This is a genomic window from Desulfitibacter alkalitolerans DSM 16504 (assembly GCF_000620305.1).
GTDB classification, from domain to species: domain Bacteria; phylum Bacillota; class DSM-16504; order Desulfitibacterales; family Desulfitibacteraceae; genus Desulfitibacter; species Desulfitibacter alkalitolerans.
This window is the reverse complement of sequence record NZ_KK211105.1, coordinates 190,812-212,938: the sequence shown is the minus strand read 5'-3', so window position 1 is coordinate 212,938 and position 22,127 is coordinate 190,812. Positions and strand designations below refer to the sequence as shown.

General features: G+C 35.5%; 10 protein-coding genes. 1 reads left to right on the top strand and 9 read right to left on the bottom strand.

The window, feature by feature from the left end; all coding sequences use genetic code 11:
• Positions 1-20: 20 nt before the first annotated feature.
• The 7 genes from K364_RS0120645 to K364_RS0120615 all read right to left on the bottom strand — a co-directional run bounded on the left by K364_RS0120645 (position 21) and on the right by K364_RS0120615 (position 16,017).
• Positions 21-731, bottom strand: coding sequence for a hypothetical protein (locus K364_RS0120645; protein ID WP_035270489.1), 711 nt, complete (start codon positions 729-731; stop codon positions 21-23).
• A gap of 1 nt (position 732) precedes the next feature.
• The gene (gene pglZ / locus K364_RS0120640; protein WP_156946541.1) at positions 733-2,724 is read right to left on the bottom strand and encodes a BREX-3 system phosphatase PglZ; all 1,992 of its coding nucleotides are present in this window, start codon (positions 2,722-2,724) and stop codon (positions 733-735) included.
• A complete protein-coding gene (locus tag K364_RS0120635) occupies positions 2,646-5,318 on the bottom strand; it encodes a DEAD/DEAH box helicase (RefSeq protein ID WP_028309576.1) in 2,673 nt (890 codons plus the stop codon). Before K364_RS0120635 ends, pglZ begins: the two co-directional genes overlap by 79 nt.
• A gap of 1 nt (position 5,319) precedes the next feature.
• The gene (locus K364_RS0120630) at positions 5,320-7,878 is read right to left on the bottom strand and encodes a DNA methyltransferase (RefSeq protein WP_028309575.1); all 2,559 of its coding nucleotides are present in this window, start codon (positions 7,876-7,878) and stop codon (positions 5,320-5,322) included.
• 12 nt (positions 7,879-7,890) lie between these two features.
• Positions 7,891-11,559: a DUF6079 family protein gene (locus K364_RS0120625; RefSeq protein ID WP_028309574.1), complete on the bottom strand. Its 3,669-nt coding sequence runs from the start codon at positions 11,557-11,559 to the stop codon at positions 7,891-7,893.
• A gap of 1 nt (position 11,560) precedes the next feature.
• A complete protein-coding gene (gene brxF, locus K364_RS0120620) occupies positions 11,561-12,034 on the bottom strand; it encodes a BREX-3 system P-loop-containing protein BrxF (RefSeq protein WP_051534279.1) in 474 nt (157 codons plus the stop codon).
• A gap of 251 nt (positions 12,035-12,285) precedes the next feature.
• Positions 12,286-16,017, bottom strand: a complete 3,732-nt coding sequence (locus K364_RS0120615; protein ID WP_028309572.1) for a helicase-related protein — start codon at positions 16,015-16,017, stop codon at positions 12,286-12,288.
• A 108-nt stretch (positions 16,018-16,125) separates the two neighbouring features.
• Between K364_RS0120615 and K364_RS0120605 the strand changes: the two genes are divergently transcribed.
• A protein-coding gene (locus tag K364_RS0120605) for an IS3 family transposase (protein ID WP_156946389.1) occupies positions 16,126-17,285 on the top strand; the annotation gives its coding sequence in 2 pieces (ribosomal slippage) (positions 16,126-16,366 and positions 16,366-17,285; 1,161 coding nt in all).
• Between the two features lie 221 nt (positions 17,286-17,506).
• Here K364_RS0120605 and K364_RS0120595 read toward each other — a convergent pair.
• Positions 17,507-18,460, bottom strand: coding sequence for a DEAD/DEAH box helicase (locus K364_RS0120595; RefSeq protein WP_028309571.1), 954 nt, complete (start codon positions 18,458-18,460; stop codon positions 17,507-17,509).
• An 11-nt stretch (positions 18,461-18,471) separates the two neighbouring features.
• Positions 18,472-21,933, bottom strand: a complete 3,462-nt coding sequence (locus tag K364_RS0120590; RefSeq protein ID WP_028309570.1) for a DNA-directed RNA polymerase subunit alpha C-terminal domain-containing protein — start codon at positions 21,931-21,933, stop codon at positions 18,472-18,474.
• Between the last annotated feature and the right edge of the window lie 194 nt (positions 21,934-22,127).

The window sequence follows — 22,127 nt, the reverse complement described above, 5'->3', positions numbered from 1 at the left end:
ATAGTTCCCAAAAGTTAAAGTTATAAACTAACTACCAAATTATTCCCCATGTTGTTTATTTTAAAGCGATGATTTGACTGTAAGTCATTTATAGTAATATCTGTTTTAAAAGGGAATAAGGCATTAATCATTTCTAATTCAGCACATGGAATATTACTCCTTTGCGATGCTATAAAATAGGCTTCCAGCAGCAAAAGCTGAACTTCCTTATCTTCAATAACAATTCTTTCAATCTTTTTGTATTCGCCAACCTTTCCATTTTGCCCAATAGTTCCCCAGTCTTTCATAGACCATACTACACGGTTAATAGCATAGTCCAAGGTGCTTCTTTCTCCCCATACATCATAGACCCTTCTTCGTACCATATTTAAAGAAAACTCATCCTGCAGGTTAATCAGTTTTCCTATAATTTCACTAATATTAAAAAAGAGGGGATATGCCAGTGAAAGCATGCACCAATGGATAGCTAATCGTTCAGTGCTGTTGCCCGTTTCCCAGAGCTTTAATGCTTTACTCCTTATGGCTATGTGGTCTGTCTCTACGTTAATCCAGCTGTGCATTAATATGCTTATGGCTTTTCTACGATTATCATTACTGGCTATATCTTCTTTAACTATTCCGTCCAAAATATTTTTGATGTCCTTAGAATCTTCTTTGTTTATCAATAGTTCTACTGTTTTATCCAGCCATTCTCTTTTTATCTGTCTATCAAATCCTACCCTTTTTAGCAAGCTAATCTTCCTTTCTGATGTGAATAAACGGTACAATTACTTCCTCAATTGATATACCACCATGGGACATTATCTTCTCTTCTTTTTTTGTGAATGAAAAGCTTTCACTACATAGGAAATAGTGATACTTTTTTGGCAGGCCCATTCCCTTCCATAGATATGTATCGTAGTCCTTCATAATTTTATCACTGTTAAAGGCATAGTCATACACCCTTACCCTTTGGCCTGCGGTATCTACGGCTAAACCTTCCTTGGGAGTACCAATTCCCGTGCTTTCAATATTACCATGATCAGAGGCAATGAAAACCTCATAATCTTTATCCAGCAGCTTTTTTAGCAGGCCTTCAAAACCAACTGTTTGAGCCCAAAACTTTATGCTGTTGTATGTTTCCTTTGTGGAAAGCTGTGCATTATGCAGGATATTATCCACGGCATTAATGACAACTGCAAGTATTTTCAACCTGTCGTTTTCTACTAGGTTAGTTAATCCGTCCTCCTTTAGTGTTCTAATGTTTCTTATATATGCAATACTATTATCCCTGTACCCCTTTTCAATCCAAAACTTTTTCCAATGCTTCTCATCGTAGTTTGTTGAAAATACAGTATCTTCAAAGTGAGCTGGAATTTCCCCTGAAAAAATGGCCTGTCTAGAAAAAGAAGTCACTGTTGGTACCCAGGCAAAGGTTAAATTTTCATTAAAACTTAATCCATCTGCCATTGTAGACTTCATAACCTTCCAGTCATCCAAGGACATGCCGTCCATTACAATTAACGCAATTTTGTTAAGGCCTTTTCGCCTAATCTGACTTTCTAGATGCCAGGGAATTTTATTTACTACTACAGGGGTCTTTATGTAGGACAGAGAGTGAAGCTTGTTATAATTTGCCGCCATCCATTCTTTAAATCCAGATACCAGCTTTTTCTTCAGTTTACTGAAATCTGCTGCAAAATAATAATCCAGGTTATGATCATGGAATAAAACTAGAATGTCACTCCATAATTGGCTAATGACAAACCAATCCTTGTAACTTTGGGCTCTGTGAAGCTTACTCTCGGTAATCAGCAGCTTATCCTGCATGGTATTCCTTAGTCCCTGGGCTGTGTCATATTGAACACCAGCTTCCATCCACACAGGGACATCATAGGCTTCATTAACTTTTACTGGGTATAAATAATCCTCCTGGAACAAATTATCCATATATACTCTTATTTCATGACTTTCAAAATCAATTACTAACTTCTCTTTACAAACAGGATTTTTAATGCTCTCCACATATAGATTCCATTGACTTTGAACAAACTGGAAAAAGCTATGCGGTCCATCTATTAATTTGTGTAATGGATATTCTCTAATTCTGTGGTCTTCCTCTAATTCTTCTATAAGATGCTTACCAATAACATGAGGTATGGACAGCCCTTGATAGTAGATAGATGTAAGCTGCTTTACTAGTGTCATAAAGTCTTCAATTAATTCAACATAGATACCATAAACAGATTTTAGGACATAGTCCCTGGTACCATTATCACCAAGTTCTTGACCGCTATAACTTTGATACACTTTGTAGAGACGATCTATGCAGTCTACATAAATTTCTTTTACTACTGTGTAACTTAGTTTTGGAAAAATATCTCTCAGGGAAACCCTTTCATGATAGAACTGTTCTAGTATATCGTAGGGAACATAAATCTCACTCTTTACTAAGACCATGTATTTACTCATGTTTTCATGGTTTTTGATATCTTTCTCATAAGAATAACGAAAGACTTCAGGGTCTTCATAATGGATAATGTCAAAACCATTATCCATTACCTCCTGAATAATCATCTCATCTTGAAAGAGATTATCTATATCATAGACTAGTATTCTATCGCAGTCCTTTAAAGGAAGCCTGCTTAATAATTCCATTAACATCTTTACCTCTCCAAATAAACAATGTAGATTGGCTTTAGGATTGGAATAATCCTTTCTTTCTTTGCCAGCTCTTCTTTCCAAACCAGTTCTTCCTGCTCCAGTTGTTTCTTCCTGAAGTTCTTAACATGGCTAAGTCCGATCCTGTCAATTGCTTCCTTGCGGAGCTTAAAGGCTAATTCATGTTTTCCCCTCTGTTTGTCCAATTTGTTTTCATAGCTAGATTTAATCTCCTGAAAATGGCCATATGCAACGTCTTTAGCCTTGTCTAAAACAATTTTAAACTGGTCTTCACTAAAAGGCCTTGGTAACAGCGCCTCGATTTTACTCTGGTCATTTATTAGTGCATCCCATAAGATTTTAGAGGAAGGTCCTCTAAAAACCAAATTCTCGTTTAGAAATATTGGAAAATATCTTCTTTCCTTTTCATTTTCATTTATACCGATTTCCCAGAGAGACCAGCAGCCATTATCATAGTTTAGTCCATCAATTCTTAATACGGGAATTGTATTTGTATATATCCAGCTTTCATTTCTATTTAACATCTCTTGAACACTACTGTTGTTGAAATCTAACTCCGCTATTTCAAACAGCCCAACTTCTCTACCCAGTGACAGATGATAGTTTTGATACATTGACCTTATCCAGTGGTCAATGGGAAGTTTATTTATTTTTGCTGCCAAACTTTTGTCTAATACCTTTTCATCCATTAATAAATCCTTAACTTCAGTAATCTTTTCTGTCTTTTCTTTAATCTCTTTTTCTAAGTTGCCAGTATAGAGATTTATTCCTTTTGGATTATTAATGCTCTCCATATAGACACTAGTGAAATCAACTTCAGATTGAGTTGTATCAAGAATGTCTCCCATTTTATCTACACCAAATTGTTCTAGGATAGTGGCCAGTTTTTGCTCTAAGACTTCTTTGACACGATACTCAACAGTATCTTTGAGCATATAATTAAACACTTGAACATCTTCTGTCTGGCCAATTCTATCAATTCTACCTATACGCTGCTCTATCTTCATTGGGTTCCATGGCAGGTCATAGTTGACTACTGTATTGCAAAATTGGAGGTTAAGGCCTTCTCCTCCGGCATCAGTAGATACAAGGATCTGAGCCTTTTCTTTAAAATCTTTTAAAACCACACTTCTTTCTTCTAAATTCATAGAACCATTTAATGTGGTTACATTAAAGCCTTTCTGTTCTAATACATCTTTAAGGTAATTTTGTGTGGCTATAAACTCGGTGAAGATCAGCAGTTTAAACTTTTGCTCATCTATATTTATTTTAAATATGGTGTCAAGCAAGCTTTCTGCCTTGGCATCAAGATACTGGTTTTCTGCTAAGCGTGCTATGGCTAGTAGATCCTGTATTTCCATCTTTTCTTTTTTTATATTTAGCGACTTTGCCTTAATCAACTCTTCAATGGCTTCTTCAGCTTCATTATCATAGAAATCATCCTCATTATATCCAGTTAGTTCCGCCTCTTGTGCTTCAAGAATGCTCCATCTTCTGTCTAAATACTCTCTAATAGCCCTGGTGCTGCTGCTGACCAAACGCTGCATGAGTATCATTAGAAAGCCTAGGTAGTACTTCTTTTCCTTTCTTGCCTTGTCATAACCTGTTGCCACATATTGGGTGACTTCCTCATAGAGCTGCTTTTGTAAATCATGTCTTAGTTCCCAGCCAATGTTTAACGTATTTATTTTACGGTTTTTAAAAAGCTTGTTACCTTCAGCATCGACTGCTTCTCTTTTTTCTGTTCTTATAACATATGGGGCAACTTGACTCCGAACAATTGCTTGTTCACCAGGAAACGCATCTTTATCAAGAAGTCTTATCAGCCGTAAAAAAGGCTCTGTCTTTCCCTGGTGAGGTGTGGCTGTTAACAGCAATAAATAAGGGCTGACTTCAGCTAAGGCTCTGGCCATTTTGTATCTTGCCACATCACTACTGCTTCCCCCTACCCTATGGGCCTCATCAATGATAATCATGTCCCAGTCAACTTTGAGCAGAGATTCTATTCTATCCTTGTTATAGGCAGCAATTTTATCTGCATCCCAGCCAAGCCTCTTTTCAAGAGGCTTGATAGAATCCATTGAACATATCACCTGTGCAAAATTGTCCCATGGATTAAGGTTTCCATAGAGTCTTTTTATGGTATCATAGTCTTCTGGAAGCAGCACCTTAAAATCTTCGTTAAACTTGGTCTTCATCTCGTGATGCCACTGGGTTATTAAACCTTTGGGTGCTACGATCAATACCTTGCGTATTAATCCTCTTGTTTTTAACTCTTTGATAATTAATCCGGCTTCAATCGTCTTTCCTAAACCAACCTCGTCTGCAATTAGATAACGAACCTCATTATTTGCCAAGGCTCTGTTTAAAGCATAAATTTGATGAGGCAGGGGTATGATATTGTCCCCAACTGAAGACAATATACCCCCAGCCAGTTCGTTTTTTATTTTTGCTGCAAGAAGGAGGTATTTTAAGTAAAATAGATTGTCATAATGGCCAATACTCTCCCCAATGGAGTCTTCCGATATATAATAAGTAGATTTATGGATTGGTTCATACACATGGAATGTTCGGTAGTCCCATAATTCATTCACATCAAGTATCTTTACTTTTCGGTTGTTGTCTTTATCAAAAACCCATTGGCCAGTTTGGTACAAATTAATCACCTATTCTTGTGGAGGCATTGTCATAATACATTAATAAAGAACTATCCTCTTGGATTACATTGGCAGGAAGTCTGTTGCCAACAGCTACAATAGTTTTATAATCTTTATCTCTCCAACACTTCTTAAATCCAGTCCTGACGGCTTCTGTTCTAAAGATTTTCAGCTTACCCTTGCCGATTCTATACTCTTCAAATTCTTTGAGTAAATTCTTTTCTCTTAATTTTTCAAGATCGGATCTCTTGTTCAGGTCTGGCGCATACCACTGACCTTTCTCATTTTGTAAAAAGTTTTCTGTGAGTATATCTTTTAATTCAGGAAGTTTTTCATGTTTTATTTGATGAAGCTCTCTTAAAAACTTGGGTTGGATGTCCTGATATGTCTGAGGTGTTTCCAGTTCCTTATACAGCCATTGAATGGTAGTCTTCTCATCGAATACGTATAGAGAAAGCTGCCCGGCTATATCCATCCTAATCCTTTTTTCATCATATCTGTTTACCTGTTCAGGTAAAAAATACATTCCATCTCTTTCAGAAAAACGCTGCTTTAAACCTTTATAAAAGTCAGCTGCGCCCATTGGTATAGAGGCACCTTTTTGAATATGAAAAGCCAGCATAGCATCATAAAGCAGATAGTTTTGTCTTTCGGAAATAATATCAAGCACACCGTTATTTTCAATGACAACAGGAAGCTTTTTAAGGTGTTCTCTAACAAATGCCCAGGCCCCTTCTTCAGTGCCAGCTTCCATTAAAAACTTTTCGACGAAGGATTCTTTGGGTTTATAAGCAGATATGACTAAATCCTGCTTAACTGCTGAAGTTGTTGTAACTTGTTTGAAGCTTCCTTGCTGCTTATCAAGTATTCTTACATTTGCAATTACAAAGCCAGCTTTTAAGATAGCTTCTTGTATTGCATTCCAGACACCACTACTTGAATTATGAAATACTATTGTCATCCAGCGACCTGGTTTTAGTACTCTGTAATATTCACTGAAGCATCTTTCCATAAGAGCCTGGTATTCATATAAGTTTTTTCCTTGCGTCTTATTGATAATTGCTTCAGATTTATTATTTGTGAATACTTTAAGCCATGACTCCCAGATAAAATTCAACTCTGAGTACATTAAGTTATCCCCAAATGGAGGATCTGTAAATATGTAGTCAATGGAGTTGCTTTTCATGTTACTCATATTAGACGTGGATTGTGAGGTTACAATGTAATTGTCATCACTCATATGATTTGTTTTAGAATTGACTATTCCTCTGATTTTACCCAGCATCCAGTCTGTAGCATTCCATTCTCGCTGTAATGATCCTATGTATAAGGTGCCGCTAAGAATCATATTGGGAAAAGAAGAAAACAGTCGGTAACGTTGTTGTTTACTTAGCCCTTGCAATGAACCAGTGAGGACGTATAATAACTTATTACCTATGGATAACTTCTTAGCTTCATTATAAAAATTAGCTAATATTATAAGGGTCCTCTTCCTAAAGAAATGATGTACATTAGTCATCCCAAAGTGATACCCTGCTCTCCAACTATCTCCCCATCTCTCTCCAATCAACATCATTGAATCAATAGGATACCAAAATGGTATGTTTATAGAATCAATTTTTCTTAATACATCAAAGTCGTTAGCATCAGGCCTCTTATAATACTTCATTTTTCCTACATTATAGCTAATCATTACGGGCACAGTCTTCACAGCTTTTATATTCCTTTTCAAAGAATAGTCATGTGCGTTTTCTATACCTTTTTCAACCGTTTTTTTTGTTAGAGTTGCACTACAATTGCTACATTTAAAGCTTTCCAAAACTTTGCCGCTTTCTTTATTAACTGCAACATCCCAAAAAACCACTTCCTCACTGCAACTGGAGCAGATAAAAACATCGGACCATACTATATAGCTTATTTTGCCCTTAATTATATTACCTTTATTGTCGTATTGTGTTTCCTCGCCTAGTGTGTGATGCGTTTCGTACATCCATCCAAATTTTTTCTCTATATCAACAATAATCTCGCTTAATAGTTTTTTATATTCTTTTATCTGAACGGGACTATTATAGTTATATGAAATAAAGGTTGCAGCAGGTGAAAGATCATTTAATATTGATTTTCTTGGTCCCCACTTTACTTTTGGCATCTCATTTTCTATTTGCATCTTAAAATCTTTGTCAGGGTTGCTACACATTTGTGCCCCAACTCCTGTCATCCCTGTGCCACAAAAACCATCAAATACAATATCTTCGGGATTAGTATAGTGAAGAATAAACCTCATGATCGCCTTATGTGGAATTTTTGTATGATATGAATGTGCATTATAAATGGGATTTTGTTTCCCTTCTGAAACATCAGCTGAGTAAGGTTCTACTTCATAATAATCCTCTTCTTCATTATATGGTGTACCATGCTTTTCTATAAAGTCATTTATGAAAGGGTTAGGACATGCTGTATAGTGAGGTGGATCTGAAAGCTCTATAATGTCCTCATCCTTACCAATAGGAAAGCCTTCTATATGTCTTACAGAGTCTAAGATTTCTTTTGTTAGTTTCATCTTCTTCCCCCATTATTTAAGTATAATTCTAACCTTGCTTTCATCTTTACCCTGAATAATTGTATCCATGTACTTTTTGAATTTTTTATGCATATCATCTACTGTAACCGGCCCCTCGCCTGTGATAGCCTGACGTAATGTTTCCAGTTCAATCTCTATTTTTTCTAGGCCCTTTAATAATGTGTTAACTGATATGACAAAGTTATTATCTACTGTTTCAGGTAGACGCCTGTGTTCTAGAAAGTCATTAATTTGCCTCTGTTGGTCAGGTTTTAAGTAGGCAATATTATCCTTAATCATTGGGTCCTCTATGCTGCCTAGAATAATCTCTTTGAAATCACCTTCAAGACTATCGATTTGATTTTCAACATGGTCAATTACACCGTGGACAGGATCTCCCTTTTCGTTGGGTTTGAAATGGCAGTGGGGACAAACAAAACTGGTTTCCATATCTTTATTTGTCAGGTTATAGCAGGTTTTTAAAGAACCGAGTTTAGTTAACACAGCATCCAGCTTATTTATGGGCAGGATACCCTCAACAGCTCTAAGTTTTTTAAGGTTGTCCAGCTTTTTGCCTGCCATAATGTCCTTCTTGCGTGTGTCTTCATTAAAAGATAATCTATGTTTTTTATGAAGCTCTAAATATAAATCAATATACTCACCTTTTAATTCCTGCAGTTCCAAGTTGAATTTCCTGATAAAATCATTATCAATGGCATCTAGGTCACTTATAGCAAGATTTAAGTTTTTCTTAGTCGCTGTCAGCTTGTTTTTCCAATATTCATCATCCATAACGATTTCAGTGTTAGATAAATACTGAACATTACTGTCTACAGCTTCTTTTAACTCCTTAATCCTGCTTAGTTCTTTGATAATACTTTTGGATTTTTGATGTCTATCAATCTCTTCAATTGTAAAGCTGACATTTTTTAATTTCGCCACAGTATTAAATCTGCCTATGCTGTCCAGAAACTCCTTTAATTCCTTAAGTTCCTTCTTATAACTATCCTTCTTAAAGGTTTCTAGAGTGTCTTTACCCCAAATACTGGTATCACCACCTAACTGCTGTTGTGCCAAGATGGTGCTTCCAATCATTTTTTCAGATTCTACCAGCATCTTTGTAACAGCTTCTTCTCTTTTTTGAGAATTGACAATCGTGCCCTGGGGTATCTCTAAGAATTCAAAAAGCTTTTTTAGTACATTCAGTGGAATGTCTTTTGGCTTTTCAAAGTGTTCAAACTCAATTAGGTTAGAGGTGTTCTCAGCTGCCAATTCCTTTAACATGGTGGCATCAAATTTTTTGCCGGAAATAGTCAATGTAATATCTCCACTGTAAACCAGGGAGGCTAGTATTGTCAGCATCCAATGAATTCCCAGCTTAAACCTCTTATCAACTTCAATTTCATTTATTTCTTCAATTATGTCATCTTTATTGATTACCTTACCATGGTCCAGGTTGCTTATCATATCAATATAGTATTTTGCGTATAGGGATTTTTCAGGTTTAATATTTTCATTATCAAATAAGCCAAGGGAATCTAATATTTTGGCACCCTGCTCTGTTTTTTTGCCTGCAAGATAATTTAGAGCACTTTTGAAAAGTTCAATTTGATTTGCCCTAGTTACTGTTAATTTGAATTTAGGATAGTCTTTGTATTTTTCATTGAAATATATGTTGAAGCATTCTGATGCTGCCATATCTATTTGATCTTTTAAGCTCTTGTCAGATAATCTCTTGCCTGCTAGAAGCATTGGAAGTGTTTTTGCTTCACCTTTGTATTTAACTGTGAAGCATTGGTTAGCGTTTTTTCTAATCCAATTAGCAACTTCCCTTTGGTATTCACCTGCCTTTGTCAAATACGCTGGCTTACTTTCTTTTGAAGCAATTTCAGCCATGGACAATGCAGCAGCATACATCTTGATATTTTCTTTAACTTCATCATTAGAGCCATCAAACATTACAAACACTTCATCATTGGCCTTTAAATCATCATACTGAAACGCCCCGTATGGTGGAATAAAGTAAAGATAAAAATCTCTAGGTGGCTGTGCCGTAGGTCTTTCATTTGGCCCACCTAAGAACAAGTAACCTTCCCTTTCGATGTTTTTGCTCTCCCATATCAGTTCGTATTCCCAGATTTTAAAGTCTGGATAATATGGGGTTCTTTCAAACTCCATTGCCTTTAATACTAGATTATGATAATAGGCATTTAAGGATATATCGTCCATTACATCAGCTTTTTGCTGTATCTTTGCATTGAAATCCACGTCTTTTTTTAAGTTTAGATAGTACTGTTCATTCTCCTTATTGTATTCAATAAATTGGCCGGAGACTGTGTTAAAGATTTCTTTCATAACGGTGGTAATTTGGGATATTAGAAAATCCTCTTCAACTTCAGGCAGCATTGGGTCAAATAGGCACAAATCATCCTTCATATTTTCAATTGTAATTCCAATAGGAGCATGGATCTCACCTGTAGTTAATCTATGAACACTTAATGCATAAATAATCCTAAGGGCCATGGGTTTATACTGCGGCCTTGTATATGAATGCTCTATTATGCCTTCAAGAATACTGCTTTTATCAATTACCTCTTTTACATCGGCAACAGTTCTCTTTGAAGGGCTTTCTTTGACAAAGCTCCAGTAAGTATCATAGGATATAACACCTGGTTCATCCTCTGGAACTTCCTTTTCAATAATGTTCTTGATGGTTGTGGTTATAGTTTTTAATACTTCTCGTTTTTCAGCTAGGTATACCTTTTCAAAAGCTACAAGATACTGGGGATGAATAGGATACAAATCTACATATTCTTCAAGTCTATCAGCCATGTTTTTGTATAGAAAGCTAAATTTCTGAAGATGTTCTCTAATCCATGCTTTCTGCTCATCCGTTTTTTGCAGCAGTCTTTGAGACACCACAAAGGATATATCTTCTCTATGTATCATGATTTGTTCAAACCTGTCTTTTACCTTTAGCATGGTCTTGGCAACAAAGGAGAAGTTAGGGTTGTCAAATAAAGTCTCCTGTACCCCGGCAACAAAGCGAAGTCGGCAGTGTTTACTTATTTCTCCCATTTCTCTTAAGAAGCTTAAATCAAATTTTAACTCAAGTTCCATCCTTGAACCTAAGTAGTCTAAAAGCTCGTCTACTACAATCAGGTAACCCTTGTCTAAGTACTGCTCTTCAAATACTCCCATCATCTCAATTATTGACTGTTTATTATCAGTTACTTCTTCTGCTTTAGGAAATTTATAGGTTATTCCCCTGTTTTTAAGGTCCTTTTCAATATTACTTAAAACAATATCCCTTAAGGTCATCCTGCTTGCGCCAATTTCAAATCTTAAAACCTCAAACCTGCCTGCTATTGTTTTTACAGATTCTTTAAATTCCTCATTTTTTAGAAACTCCAGCATGCTTTCATCTTCTGCTATGGATGAAACAACTGACATGAGGTGAGATTTCCCTGTGCCGTAATTACCTACTATAAATACACCTTTATTATCTATGGTTTGATCAAACTGCAGCTGTGGTAAAACAATATCAATCAGACTGCCTGCCATGTGCTGCGACATCACGTAGGTCTTGACAAGCCTTTCTGCCTCCACTTTGAGGTCTGCATCTTTTAATTTTACAATGGATTCAATAGGATCAAACTGAACTAAGTCTTTGTATTTCAATTTATTCCCCCCTAAAAGAGTAGTATCTGCAGCCTAATTCACTTACTTTATAAACAATAAAGTCAGGATGATTTGGTTCTGCATAGGTTAGCTTGTTATTGTCTATCACTCCATTTATAGTAACAACTAGTGGTTGATACCTACTAGCATTCTTTAACATTCCTATTGGATCAACTTTTAAGTGACTTGAAAATAATATTTCTGTGTTATCCAAGAATAAAGGTTGTCCACTGCTCTGTCGCAAAACCACATCTAAAAAGTCCTGAACATAATGGCATCTTTCCATTTTAGGAAGGTTCTTTAGCATTTTAGATAATTCTACATTCAGGTCAGCTACCGCCCCATCTGTGGCTGCTGCTAAAGCTTTAAGCATTCTAGTCTTACCGCTTCCGGTCTTGCCAACCAACAGGATAAGCTTATAATAGTGGGAGTCTAGTTTATTGATACACCCTAATATTTCATCTTTAGTGGCCATATTCCTCCCCCTCTATGCTCTTTATTTTAGAATTCATTTATGGGTTTATATTTCAAATTATATTTTAGCTTGTATCGTAGGTATTGACAAAAAGGTTTTGAAATAAACCATTGGTCAACAATTTGAACAATTTCGCAAAATCTATAGTCCTTCTTTCTCTTAACTAATTGAAAAAGCTGTCAAGCTAGACAACACCTAGAGATTTCTGCACAGCTTTCATAATTTGCTGTATAAATGTGATGTTTAGTAAATCATTCAAACAAATCATTAATAAAGTCAATGACATAGCTACGTTTTAATCTATCGTGGTAGTTTTGATTATAATATCCCCGCAAGCATGTATAGCAGGATGAACCTTTGTCTTCACCACCACAATCACACTGGGCCATAAGTCTAGCTGTCTCTAGTAATACACCTTCCATAGTTTTTTCGTTATCTAAACGCCTAACATGACCTGCACCACCTGGTGTTTTATCATATAGAATCAGAGCATAATTAGGCCGGTGGGTTATATTATTAAAAAAGTAATTTAAACAGCCAAAAATGTCATTTTGCTCAATATACATAAAACTGCTGAAGCCTCTTAAAAAACCATGGAGAACTGACAATGCAACTTCCCGATCCATTAAATCAGGGTTTAAAAACCTCACTTGAACTACATCTGTTTCAAATCTATATCCTAATGCAAATTGTTTCAGTCTGTTTGATCCATCATTTCTACAAGAATACCCAGAAGGTGCACTATGTTTTTCCCGCTTTGTCTTCTTAAACTCTTTATTATCTAAAACTGTATAACCACAGTATTCACAAACATAAAAGTTAGATTCGTTGAGTACAGCCATCTCATCAGCTTTACTAAGTCCTAACTCAATACTTGCTTTTTTGATTTCAAATCTATTCATGGCTATATCATTTTTGTAACCTACATAGGCTATTTCACCCTTATAAGTTCTTACTGGCTTTTTAAGACCAGGTTTTGTTATTCTATCGCCATCTGCTTCAAAGCCAAACTGAGGTATTAAGAAGACTTTTCTTGAAGCTATGTTTAGCAGCTTACCACACTGTTTGTAGCTGTCCAAGTTGGAAAACTCATCATCCTCTGTGTGAGGATCGATATTAAGGGTTTTGCACTCACACAAAATATAGTCATACTGTTTCCAGCTCATATTAGGTATTTTTCTTATGTATCTACTGGTAATTAGATTGCCATTGGCAACAATCTGTGAATCCGGTGCATATTCAGATATTGCCATTGATAAATCTCTTTGAAGCTGAAGACCCAGCCTGGTCTTATTTGTTCTGTCAACTATAGTCATTTCTACTGTGTCCACGGGAAAGCCATATTTGGGGAGTACGTTTTTCCTAGACAAAAATGATAATACGTCCTCGTTTCTATATACCTTTAACCGCTGCCTTAAATTATCAATCCTTCCATGCTCGGCTGCCATGGCTCTCTCAATTGCTTCTTTTAGAATACTAACTTCATATTCATATTCTAGAACAGCCTTTGTAAAAACACCCTCTTCACCACTTTCCTTAGACAGTAGACCATTTATCCAAGCAAATTTATCTACACCAAATCTTTTAGCTAAGCTATTCGACAAAAATGCAGACAAATAGTTCTTTAGGCCAACAGGGTGTGATTTTAGGTACTGTTCAAATAAATCATAACCACTAGGTTTGCCTTCTAGACTCTCAACCATATTTGAAGTTTTTGCAAAATAATCCCGGTATTCCTTCCAAAAGAAACCCAACGCTGATGCATACAGATGTCTAATGGCTACCTTGTCATTTTCCACATTGAATTTAGGGGGCTCAATTCTTCCTTTAATCATTTTTTCCGGGTTTTTAAAAAAAGAAAAATCATGCGAGCTCTTATTGCAAAAAGTAATGGCATAAGCCGCCGAATGCTTATTTCTTCCTGCTCGTCCTGCCCTTTGTGCATAGTTTGACGGAGAAGGCGGTATATTTCTCATAAAGACTGTTTCAAGGGTGCCAACATCAACCCCCATTTCAAAGGTTGTGGAACAGCTTAAAATATCAATTTCTTTAAGTTTAAACTTCTTCTGGTATTCATAAGCCATTTCCTTATTAAGTTGAGCGGTATGTTCTACTACTCTAAGTTCTCTTATATCAAGTTCTTGGTATATTCTATAATAATGGTTGTTGTTAAAAGTTTTTTCAACATCTATTGATTGAAGTTCTCCATCACATTTGAAGGAGGGACATACGTTAAATGCATTATGAATTGTAATTTTTTGGCATTTGGGACAGACATACCAGTCATCATGCCTAGACATTACTATTTTTTCTGCATCAATCTTGTACTTACCATCGCCTGCTTTTAAATACCTCATGGCTAAAAAGATCTTCCATATACCCCTTTCTAACAAGTTCCTAGCCTCATCTTCAGTTATATCATTGCCCGCCTTCTTTAACACCTTTATAAAATAATCAAGCCTTTTATTTGTCATATTTGCTTTGGTTGGAATAAATGAGCGTTTATAGGCTTTAGGATCTGCGTCTGAAAGGGTATAGCTATATTCAACTCCATTATGAGTAAAATATTGCTTGTCAGCAGTGTTTAGGTTGGCGGCATAGGATACTGCTGCATCTGACATAATTCCCAATGCAATTACATTACAGATGGTAGCAACATCATCTGCTGTGAGGTTTAGTTTACTGTTTCCCTGCATCAATTCTGTATTTAATGAAATTCCTACTAAACCCATCCTAAATAATGAGGTATTGCCATTATTATCAACTATTTCATGTAGTGCAGCCTTCCAAGCCTCTTTTTGCGTGAAATCAGTTGATTTAACAGCTATGTTATACTTCTCATACTGATAGATTAGATCCTCAATAAAATCTGATAAGCCCTTTCCCCTGGATAAATATGATTTATCCTTTAAGGTTTCAATAATAAGTCTTTTGTATAAAATATTTTTATAGGTTTGGTCTAAGTAGCTGGAGTAAAATGCTGCAGCCTGTCTATTATCAGAAAAGGCAATAAATTGTTTGGCCATATTTAATTTTGTTTCGGTTGTTATACTACCACTGCCAACAACAAATCCTGTATCATCATCTTCTTCTATGGTTTCAATCTTAATAGAATATGACGGCAGCTGTTCAAATAATGCTGTGCCTATTACGCTGGTAGCAGCTTCGTGTCCTGAAAAAAACATTCGCAGTATGCCAAAGTTATTGGTATTTTCACAAGATAAGCATTTGGTTAATACTTTGCTTGTATTTTCGATCTTAATTTTAAAAACATTAACAAAATAGCTCATTTCGTGCCCACAGCGTTTCTCGTCAGGGGTACCAGGTCTACATAATAAGCCACATCTAGAACAAAGCTCATATTCTTCAGCTTTGATATTTTCATCTTCAAGAGAATGGTCTTCATCTATGTCAGAAATACTATTGCCCAGCATAAATACTGACCTGATATTGTCCTCATCAACCACACTTGATTGTTCAACCCTATTATCTACTATTTGGCCGACTATATAAATGACATGACAAAAGGAGCAGGTAGCTATTTCAAATACTTTGTAGTCTTCGTCTTTTTCAAAATGAACGTGCTTCCTTGTTAAAAATAGTTTTCTGCTTGGATTTAGGGTTATAAAGACGCTTTCAGTGGCTCTTAAAAACATGTGATAACGAGCATCAAATAATCTATCTCCGTTTTTTTCAGCTTTTGACGCAACAGTGACAAAGTTTTCAATGTCCCGTTGTGACCAGTTCATTAAGTCTGCCAATTCTGATACGGTTCTGGTTGACTGCAAGCAGTTTCTTATGTTCCAATAGTTTCCTTCGTGAAGCAGTACATCATATAAGACTTCTTCAAGATTACCTTTATAACAAAGACTAGTGCTGTTTTGGATTTCTTCCACTATCTTTTTCTCATTTTCTAGATTATTAATCATATCTGCAATTTCATTATAAAAGTCTGATGATAATTCATTTAGTTCTTTTGGCACCTGTAGTTTTAATCTCGTTGCCCTGACAATGTCAGCTAGACTGTAGAGAGTTTGCCGGACACGCAGAAAGGATCTATAATAAAAGATAAGAAAGGGCGTGTTAAGGCAATGAGTAAATTTACAGAAGAATATAAAAAAGATATAGTAAAGCTTGTTACAGAATTAGGTAAAAAGCCAGTAGATGTAGCCAAAGATATAGGAGTAAGTGCTACAGCAGTTAGAAGATGGGTCAAGCAATATAGTGAACATGGAGAAGACGCCTTTCCCGGCAAAGGAAATCTTCGGCCAGCTGATGCCGATCAAAAAGCATTAGAAAAAAAGATTAAAGACTTAGAGGTTGAAAATGCAATATTAAAAAAAGCCATGGCCATCTTCAGCAGAGACGTGAAATAAAGTATTTAATAATAAAAGAACTTAGCTCCGAATTTCCCGTCAAGAAGATGTGCCAAATCTTAGAAATAGGTAGGAGCACATACTATGAGTGGCTTAATAGGCCTATAAGTCATCGTGAATTAAACGACAGAGATCTGATTACTCACATAAAAGAAATATTTGATGAGTCAGATAGCACCTATGGTCACAGAAGAATAAAAAGACAATTAAGAAAAAAAGGCATAAAAACAAGCAACCAGCGAGTAAGACGACTTATGAAGGAATATGGGTTAATTAGTGTTCTAAGATCTAGATACAAAGCTACTACCAATTCAAATCACAACTATCCAGTAGCTCCTAACTTATTAAACAAAGATTTTAAAGCTGAAAAAATTAACCAAAAGTGGGTTGGAGATATTACCTTTATAGCAACTCAAGAAGGCTGGCTCTACTTAGCTGCAATTGAAGACCTATACCACAAAAAAATAGTTGGTTGGGCATTAGATAGCAGAATGACAAAACAGCTAACAATTAGTGCACTAGAGATGGCAATAAAAAGAGAGAAGCCTCAAAAAGGACTTATATTTCATTCAGATCGCGGCTCACAGTATGCAGCCTATGATTATCAGGACAAGCTTAGAGAAAATGGCATAAGACAAAGCATGAGTGCAAAAGGAGACTGCTATGATAATGCCTGTATGGAATCCTTTTTTGCCACATTAAAGAAAGACCTGGTTCATAGAAGGCGTTTTAAGACCCGAGAAGAAGCAAGATTAGCAATAATTAACTATATAGAGACTTGGTATAATTCAAAAAGGTCTCACAGCAGCTTAGACTACATGTCACCCATGGAATATGAAAGATATCACAGAGAGACCCAGTCACTAGTAGCTTAAAGAGCCACAGACATTGCAGGCAGTCAAGGGCCGGCTTTAGCCGGGCGAAGCTTTACCCTTTACTGCCACGAAGCCAATACCCTATTGTTAGGTGGTCTTGCAAAGCATGACCACCTGCCTACCGGCGAGGGCGGGTGTGGGCAGAGCCCACAAAATAGATAAAAAGAGAAACAGAGCATTTGTATGAAATAAAGAGAAAAGGGAACTTTATGCGTGTCCAGCTAGGCCTGAGCACTCCAAGCTTCTGAAAAATCACTATTACATAAGCGTTGAGCAAACTGTGCAACTTGAGGGTTGTCATGCTTTTCGCCAAGGGTTGCACTAGTTAAGATGTATCTTAAATTATCCTTTGACAGTTTAGCTTTTAATCTTCTTAAAAGCATTGCAACCTCAATACCTGTTGAACCCTTATATACATGTGCTTCATCCAGAATAATAAACTTCCAGTTCTCAGCATACTCTCCATCAAAGAAAACATTATCATCGGGTCTTAGCATCAAATATTCCAGCATTGCGTAATTTGTTATTAAAATATGCGGTGGAGTATCTTTCATTTGTTCTCTAGAAATTAGCTCATTTTTTATGGGCATTTCCCCGTTGTTAAGATTTTTGTATTCTACAAGTGCATCGCTAAATTTTCCTTTTGTCTGGCCAGTATAGCTCCCATAGGTTATTTCAGGATAGTTTGCTAGAAGATCTCTCAGTCTTTCAGTTTGATCATTTGCAAGTGCATTCATGGGATATATTATTAGTGCACGCACTCCAGGATCTAGTTTATTTTCTTCATGTTGACGGAATAAATAATTAAATACAGGAATTAGAAAACTTTCAGTTTTACCTGATCCAGTTCCTGTAGAGACTACAATATTTTTTTCATTTTGCACTTTAGAAACTGCCTCTTCTTGATGTTTATATAATGGCCTGGTTAATGGCACTTTTAGTTTTTGGAATCCCTTTGCTAGAAGGCCACCTTTAATTAACTCTTCAATACTTCTTCCCTTTACAAATGAGTCATTAACATCTAAAAATGGCCCTTTTGCAAGCAAGTTTATCTTATTAAGCTCTTTGCTAAACTGTTTAGAATAATATTCATCATTAATACTAAATGTTGTTTGTAGATACCTTTTATACTTATCCAGAATGTTCTTAGATGCATTTACTGGTGAAAAGCTCATTTTTTCTCCCCCTACCTAATTGAAACTCCAAAGCAATACAGCTTGTCTATTAATTCCTTACACATTTTTTTATTGAAACCATGTATTCCTGTTAGTCTCTTTGTTCCTCTTTCTACAGCATTTCTAACTGTTAGAACATTGGCCTTTTTAAGGCAATTAAGTACCATCATTGACAGACCTATTTCTGATAGTGGTGTGTCTAGTGGATCTGTATTTTCTATCTCCTCTACCTCCACATTAATATTTTTCGTCATTACAGGGGTTCTGTTAACTGATACTTGCTTTTGAGTTTGAACCTCTTCCTGGTTTGGTTTTGAACTATTAGTATTACTTGGTTTGGATGTCTCTTTATCCTTTATGTCTAGACCTTTAATAGTAAAACCAAGTTCTTGCATTTTAAAAACGACTTCCTCTAGACTACTACGGCCCATATTTCTAATTCTTTGGAGATCCTTTATACTACGCTTATTAATCTCTTCTGCAGTATAAATACCCGCTCTTTTTAGGCAATTATAGGCCTTCACAGATAGTCCCATTTCTTCAATTGTTATTTTTCGTGAGGTTTTCTTTATATCATTATAATTTACTGGATTAGATTGTAAATTCGCTTCATTAATAATGGGCGATTCATCGGTAAATTCAACAATATATACATAATCTTCTGGAAAAAGACTATCATATCTACGATATCTAACAGCTCTTTTCAGACCTTTTTCTTCTTCTTTTACTATCTGGTTTAGGCTGGTGTCATATAAGAATTCTACATAATCATACCCATCATAATATGATATATAAGTTAAATGCAATTTATTTAAATTCATAAATTCTATTTTCACATTGTTAGCAATAAGACTATAACCAGACATGTTTTTAATTAATAGTTGTCCGGTATAATTATTTTTATCAGTATCTTCATGCCTCTTTAAGTCGTAAATGATATATTTGCGGCTTAGCTGAACTTGGAATATACTCTCATGTTTTTTAATTTGTTTAATTGAAAGGCTTTTCCCTTCTAAATTATAAGGATTTATTAGCTGAAGCTCAAATCTTCCTATGGGCAAATAATATGATGCTCCAAAACCTGTTTCATCTTCTTCGTCTTCAAAAACTCTAATTTGATATATGCCACTCGCAAAGCGGCTTTCTACTATAAACTTACCATCTATTACTGGTGTTTTTTCTGCTAATAGTTCTTTTGTATCCACCCGTATTACGTCCACGAAATAGTTTGAGTTTCCAGTAATATCAAGCTCACCAATTAGCTCTCCTGACGCGTAATCTGTTTTGAAGATATGATTGTTGATAGTGCTCTGGGTAATTACTTTGATAAATTCAATTTTGTTTTTAGGAAGATCTATATAAATCCTTCTTATGACTTTTTCTCTACCAAACCATGATTTAAATCGTGTTGTATCACATTCAAACATATCCTTTGATTTGGATTTAGCATAGGTAATTCCTTGTTCATACCTATTATCAAAGTCTTCCTGGGTTTCATCCAAAGAAAGCTTGATTCTATTTTCGTGGTATTTTATATATATAAATGCTGGAAAATCACTATGCCAAATGTCTTGAGGTCTCTGCAAATTCCATTGACCTTTGTCAAACCTCCATTTTAGTGCAGGAATGTAGAATTCAAAGTTTATCTCTAGATTCTTGGGTGTTTTATATTTAAACTGTAGGTAATCAACATCATGTTTTATCTCAAAGTTATATGAATTTTCATCGTTATTTTTTTCCACTAAACTGTCACTAGGATATATGTCTAGTTCTTCATTAAAACTAATTGTTCCCTTTGATTTGAATATGTAAGGAGCATCTTCAAATTGAAAGCTGATTGAATTGATAAGAGCAAATTGCCAATAACGATTGGTACGGTCATTGGGAACATCCACTAGGACTGTATATATATTATCATGGGTGCACCCATAATCCCCTAGATTTACTATATAACCCATTTCACCGCTTCCATCATCTAAATTAATTACTGTTGTTTCTTTATCAAATAATCGATATCTAATGCCATCAATGTCTAGAACTGTACCCGTTGCTCTGTTGGGTAGCAACTTAAGTAAGATGCTTGGCGGGGCATAGTAAATAGGAATCTTATTACCATTATAGATGACACGTGCTCCATTTAGCGTCTTTCTTAGCAGCAACCCTTCTTCTGGTTTTTTCCCAATGGCTATAGTTTTCCCATCTGGAAGCCTAATGATATCCCCTTCTTCAAATTCAAAAAACCACCTTACTAAACCATTAACCAACTCATTTTCAATTAGTGCTTCAGAACGTATGGTTTCATTTTCTGGAGTAAATGCATATACTTCACCTTTTGGCAGGCTACTATCAATATTTAAATAGTCTCCATCTCTATCAAAAAATCTAATGCAGCTGGCTTTAATCTTGAAAAGTTTGAGGCGCTTTTCATTGCATGTTAGTTCGATTAAAAAATCGTTAAAGATATCTTCTTTATCTATAGTTACCTTTAATTCTTCGGTTTTGTAGCCTGTTACAGCTTGATAAGAAACGGCATTATCCTTTAAATGCTTACCATTAAAATATATATTCCATTGTAAATCAGATTGATGGTCCATTTTTATTAGCTGGGTTGGCAAAACTAGTTTAAAGTTTGTTTCTTTAAAACCACAACTTAAATATGGGGAGGCATAATTCTTTTTTCCACCACCAAGTAAATTATGATACTTATTATATTGGACTTTAAAATCCTCAGAGTTCTCCTGCCATTTAATAAATAGCTTGGCAAATCTACTTCCAGAATTTTCTGGGCTAATCTGCTCCCAAAAACATTTATCTATTAACTTTAGTAGATATCTTATCCTAATCTTTGCCCCTCGAATATTTATGCCAATAGCATTTGCCGTCTGCTTTACTAGTAGATATGTTCTGCCGGTATTATCACTTCTTTGAGTAACCTCAATCAGATTGTTCATCATTTCAGTATTGTTACGTTGTAAATCTCTTTCTAAATCAATGTTGTAATACTTAAATAAGAAATCAAGGAGCTCATTAGCATAATAATCCGATACAATACCATGCATCAGAATATTATTAACTCTCTCATTTTTGTTTAGCATGATTTTATTATGAGCTGCAAGGGTGTTAATGAACGTCTTACCAATCAGACACTGGTCAACTGGATTTATCTTTTCAGTTCCTAAGATCTTTGAAACATGTGACCAATAGTTGCCATCATAAAACTTAATTCCTATTTGAACAAGAGCTATTGCAAAAATCGGATCATTTGCAATGCTCTTCTTTGAGCTTATTAATGCCTTGCATCTTGTTTTAAAATAATCAATTAACATTTCATATTCTTGGTCAGTAATGGGTATATCCCCTATAAATTTTTTCTTTTGAAATTGGCTTGTTATACGCTTCTTAAGCTTTTCGAAGGGAGTTATAGTTTTCTTAGGATTTTTTAATGTAACATTATTTTCACTTTTATTTTGCATAGAATCACCGCCCCAGTCCGCATGTGCGATTTCATTGCTCTTGCTATAATAAAATGTAAAACGGATAATCTAAACTGGCTAAAGTTAAAACTACTATATTATCAGTAGTTATGCACTTCCAGGATAATAATCCCAGTTCCATAACCTTAGTGATAAAAATTTTGGCCAAAATTTATCAATAATCCTTGCAAAGC

What these genes read in the sequence shown, in the direction of transcription:
- K364_RS0120630 (WP_028309575.1), bottom strand. Translation starts at nt 7,878, where the DNA reads ATGAAACTAACAAAAGAAATCTTAGACTCTGTAAGACATATAGAAGGC.
- K364_RS0120590 (WP_028309570.1), bottom strand. Translation starts at nt 21,933, where the DNA reads ATGCAAAATAAAAGTGAAAATAATGTTACATTAAAAAATCCTAAGAAA.
- K364_RS0120595 (WP_028309571.1), bottom strand. Translation starts at nt 18,460, where the DNA reads ATGAGCTTTTCACCAGTAAATGCATCTAAGAACATTCTGGATAAGTAT.
- brxF (WP_051534279.1), bottom strand. Translation starts at nt 12,034, where the DNA reads ATGGCCACTAAAGATGAAATATTAGGGTGTATCAATAAACTAGACTCC.